Below are 3,756 nucleotides of genomic sequence, written 5' to 3'. Positions count from 1 at the left end.
GGCCTTAGGTTTTAACTCCTCCTGAACCGCCGTTCTGAGCAGCTCAAGCATTTGCAGCTTGACCATAGGGCTTTGCAGCGTTTCCTGCATAACAGTCGCGACCTGCTTGCGGTATTGCGTGCCCTGAATCACATCGAAAATCACAGTTTCCATTTCAGGGCTTTTCATGACTGTCATGAGGTCGTGCTGGTACGTGGGATCCTTCAATAATTCTTTGTGGATTTGCTTGTTCTGCTTATTGACCGCTTTGGCGAATTCGCCCGCAAACCGGGGATCGGTCATGAGCTGCTCGATCACCTTGCTGTAATCGGGCGACACGAGCACGTCCTTCACGGCCAGCTTGACCTGCTCCTTATCCTGGGCCGACAGCATCATCATGCCGCCGCCGCTGCCGGCCGTCTGCATGGAAGCCTGCTGCATCGCCTTTTGGCCGTCCTCGGTTTTGAGGATATCGATAACCATCGTTTTCATGTCTTTGTAGCTGATCTGGCCCCCGCCGCCGCCGGAAGACTCCGCGCCGCATGCAGTTAAGAGTACCAGCGCGATGCCGGCCGTTGCCGCCCGTCTGTACCAGGTGTACATGGCTAAGTCGTCCCCTTTCACATGCTCGTGCCGCCGTGCTGCACAACCGGATGTACGATGACTGCTTGAGGAATGCTCGGTTTGTATTATGCGTCAATGTTCACGGGATTATCATGAGCGAGAGATAGCTTTTCGGCCCGGACATGGTAAAATAAAGCGAATGCATCCGTGGTTTTAGGCATGCGGAGACGAGCCGCGGGGTACGACAAGTAGGGGGATACGATCTTGAATTTGCGCAAATGGTTTTTCTTGTTCTGGACCACGATGGCGATCGGCGCGGTCGTTACGTCGTTGACCGGTTCGATTCTGGCTTGGACCGATCCGTCTTTCGATCTTAAGGGACTGAAGGGAGCGGGCTTTAACGCAGGCATGATGGCGCTTACGGGGCTGCTTTTCGGGGCGTTCGCCCATATGGGGTTCTTTGCCTATTTGACGCTCAATTATATTGCGCTCGGCATTTTTCGCCGCGGTTATTTATGGACGACGCTGCAGGCCTATACGACACTATTCGGTATCGTTCTTTTCGGCTACCGGCTTTATGAAAATCGGGAGGCGCTGAACGGTTGGATTTTCTGGGCGCTGCCGGCTTTCTTAACCGCGGCCGCTTGGTGCGTGGCATTGGTGAAGACGAAGCAGACCAACAAGAACGCGCTGTTCCCGACGCTGTTTCTGTTGATTGTCGGCACGGTGCTGGAGGCATGGCCGAGTATGTCCGACGACAACAATTTGCCTGCTCTTATTTTCATGATTGTGCCATTGTTCGCATGCAATGCTTATCAGATCCTGATGCTGCACAAGCTCGTTAAACCGGCGGAAACCGGCTCCGGCGCGAGCGCGAAGCCGGTTGCTTGAACCCGGAATGATATTGTGTAAAACTCCCGAGCTCCGCTGCGGCGTATCACAGCTCATTAGGCAGTGCCGGGAGCTCAAGGCCGCTCGGTTTGTCCTCGACGGCACGGCCCTTCAGCTCCGTTTGGGCCAGCAGCTCGGAGACGGTGGCGAACTCGTAGCCTTTGTCTCTCAGCTGATCGATGATGGCGGGCAGCGCTTCATGCGTTTGCTTTGAGGAGTCGCTGGCATGCATCAGAATGATGTCGCCGGGGTGCGCCTTGGTAACGACGCGATTTATAATTTTTTCGGTGCCGATATTCATCCAGTCGAGCGAGTCGGTGTCCCATTGGATGACTTTGTAGTTCAGCTCCTCGGCGATCCGCAGAACGCGCTTGTCGAAATCGCCGTTCGGCAGCCGGATCAGCTTGGGGTTCTTGCCCGTTATGGCCGCCAGGATCGCGTCGGACGTGACGATCTGCTTGCGGATCTCCTCGTCGCTCAGCTCGCTGTAGTTGTCGTGCTTGTGGCCGTGGCTGCCGATTTCGTAGCCGGCGGCAACGATCTTTTTGACGATGTCGGGGTGGGACTGCGCCCACGGTGAAGACAGGAAGAACGTTGCCTTCTTCACGCCTTTTTCCTGCAGCGCCTTGAGAATCGGCTCGGCTCGCTTCTCGCCCCAGCTGATATCGAACGTCAGCGCCACGATTTTTTTATCGGTCGGTATGCTGTAGATGGCGGCCGGCATTTGGGGCGAGAACACCGTGATGTTGTCCTTCTCGGCGTAAATGACACCGGCTGAGAATAACAACGCCGCGGCAATCAGAAAATAGCGTTTCAGCTTGCGGCCGTTCCATACAAAGAACATATTCATTGTACGCACGCTCTCCTCTCTGTTCTTTCAATTTCGTGTTACCGGGACAAGTGGAGCTTGGCTTAGTACAATGTATGCCCGCATCCTCAACTTATGCTTGGAGCGGGATCGGAGAAGGGTTACAACTTGAAGGAGGGGAAAGCGCATGTTTTCGTTTAAAGCATTTATCGATCATCTGCTGCGCATGCGGCGTTATTTCGCTTTCTCGGCGATCCTGTTTTTTGCCGGCGTGATTGTCGGCGGAACGAATCCGGCGTTCGAGGGTTATTTGGACCGTCAGTTGGAAGGTATCGGCGATATTGCAGGTATGATCGACAATTCGAGCAACCCGACGTTGTTTATGTTCTTGTTCATCTTTCTGAACAATACGGTTAAATCGATTATGGTGATGTATTTGGGCGCTGCGTTCGCCGTCGTTCCGTTGTTATTCCTGTTGCTTAACGGCATGATTCTCGGTTATTTGTTCACATCGCTGGGGGAGAGCGGGCAAAATGCCGCGGCGGTTTTTTTAAAAGGGATACTGCCGCATGGCATTATCGAGATTCCGGCGATTCTGATCGCTTGCGCCTACGGTCTGAAGTTCGGTATGCTGAGCTTTCGAGCAATCGGCTCACTCGTTTCCCGGCGTGAGGGTATCGGCAAGGAATACGAATTTTTCGCGGTTCGCACCGTGCCGGTCATTCTCTTTCTTATCGTCGCGCTGCTGGCGGCTGCCGTTATTGAAAGCACGCTTACCGTCTGGCTTATCTCGTTGTAATATTTTCCCCGGAATGTGAGCATAACAGTAAAAGCGGCGTGCGGCACGGTTGCCATTCGCCGCTTTTGCAGTCTTTTGGAGCCCGATTACGGACGCGGATCGCGTCCACGGAAGGGAGGCCGGACGCCCGGCTATGCTCGGAATGCTGTTCACGGATAAGGAATGCAGGGAGCTTGACTACGTGCTGCGTAAAGAACTCGATGAGATGCTGCTTGATTTGCACGACTCTCGTCTGGACGGCGAGATCAAGCAAGCGATCGGCAAACGCTACAAAATCATTTTTCGCATGTATGCCAGAATGGCATCGCCCAAGGAACTATCCCGATATGTAATGAAGGTGACAAAGTAGCGAAGTCTGTTTATAGCCGCCGGCCGTCTGCCACTGGAGATATAGGGCGATGCGGCGGGAAACGGGAAACAGGCGAAAATTCCCGGTCGAACAGGCCTTGACGGTATCGCGCAAGCTGTGATAAATTGTTTATCCGGGTGCCGGCAGGTGCTCGTTATCACGGACCCGACGGTGAAGCGGGTGATTGGTTAAAAGAACCACTTGCAAAGACTTAGAGGCCTGTGATATATTATAAAAGTCGCCGCTGAGAGGTTGGCGATGAAAGAAAGAAACGAAAAGATGCGTTTTTCTTGCCGGCTTGCGCCGAAAAGAAAACACCATTGTTCCTTGAAAACTGAACAACGAGCGAAACTGCCCTGTCATTCC

Annotated in this window: 6 protein-coding genes; 3 read left to right on the top strand and 3 right to left on the bottom strand. The window is 53.7% G+C overall.

Features of this window, described 5'->3' with window-relative positions:
• Positions 1–582: spore germination lipoprotein GerD (gene gerD / locus RWM61_RS20040; protein ID WP_314004222.1), on the bottom strand; the 582-nt coding region annotated here is incomplete at its 3' end.
• Positions 583–807: 225 nt separating this feature from the next.
• Here gerD and RWM61_RS20035 point away from each other — a divergent pair.
• Positions 808–1,434, top strand: coding sequence for a KinB-signaling pathway activation protein (locus tag RWM61_RS20035; RefSeq protein WP_314004219.1), 627 nt, complete (start codon positions 808–810; stop codon positions 1,432–1,434).
• A 46-nt stretch (positions 1,435–1,480) separates the two neighbouring features.
• On the opposite strand, the gene pdaB is transcribed toward RWM61_RS20035, so the two are convergent.
• Positions 1,481–2,284: a polysaccharide deacetylase family sporulation protein PdaB gene (gene pdaB / locus RWM61_RS20030; RefSeq protein ID WP_314004216.1), complete on the bottom strand. Its 804-nt coding sequence runs from the start codon at positions 2,282–2,284 to the stop codon at positions 1,481–1,483.
• Positions 2,285–2,429: 145 nt separating this feature from the next.
• Here pdaB and RWM61_RS20025 point away from each other — a divergent pair, with 145 nt between their 5' ends.
• Positions 2,430–3,041, top strand: coding sequence for a stage II sporulation protein M (locus RWM61_RS20025; protein WP_314004213.1), 612 nt, complete (start codon positions 2,430–2,432; stop codon positions 3,039–3,041).
• A gap of 133 nt (positions 3,042–3,174) precedes the next feature.
• Positions 3,175–3,390: a hypothetical protein gene (locus tag RWM61_RS20020; RefSeq protein WP_314004211.1), complete on the top strand. Its 216-nt coding sequence runs from the start codon at positions 3,175–3,177 to the stop codon at positions 3,388–3,390.
• A 129-nt stretch (positions 3,391–3,519) separates the two neighbouring features.
• On the opposite strand, the gene RWM61_RS20015 is transcribed toward RWM61_RS20020, so the two are convergent.
• Positions 3,520–3,756 (bottom strand): hypothetical protein (locus tag RWM61_RS20015; RefSeq protein ID WP_314004208.1); only part of this gene is annotated, 237 nt, incomplete at its 5' end.

Origin of the sequence: uncultured Paenibacillus sp. (assembly GCF_963515335.1) — a bacterium.
Lineage (GTDB): Bacteria > Bacillota > Bacilli > Paenibacillales > Paenibacillaceae > Paenibacillus_I.
The sequence above is the reverse complement of the archived record's forward strand: the minus strand, read 5'-3'. Positions and strand labels throughout refer to the sequence as shown.

Bases quoted from the DNA above. Each gene is read 5' to 3' on its own strand.
- pdaB (WP_314004216.1), bottom strand. From the start codon at position 2,284: ATGAATATGTTCTTTGTATGGAACGGCCGCAAGCTGAAACGCTATTTT.
- RWM61_RS20025 (WP_314004213.1), top strand. From the start codon at position 2,430: ATGTTTTCGTTTAAAGCATTTATCGATCATCTGCTGCGCATGCGGCGT.
- RWM61_RS20020 (WP_314004211.1), top strand. From the start codon at position 3,175: ATGCTCGGAATGCTGTTCACGGATAAGGAATGCAGGGAGCTTGACTAC.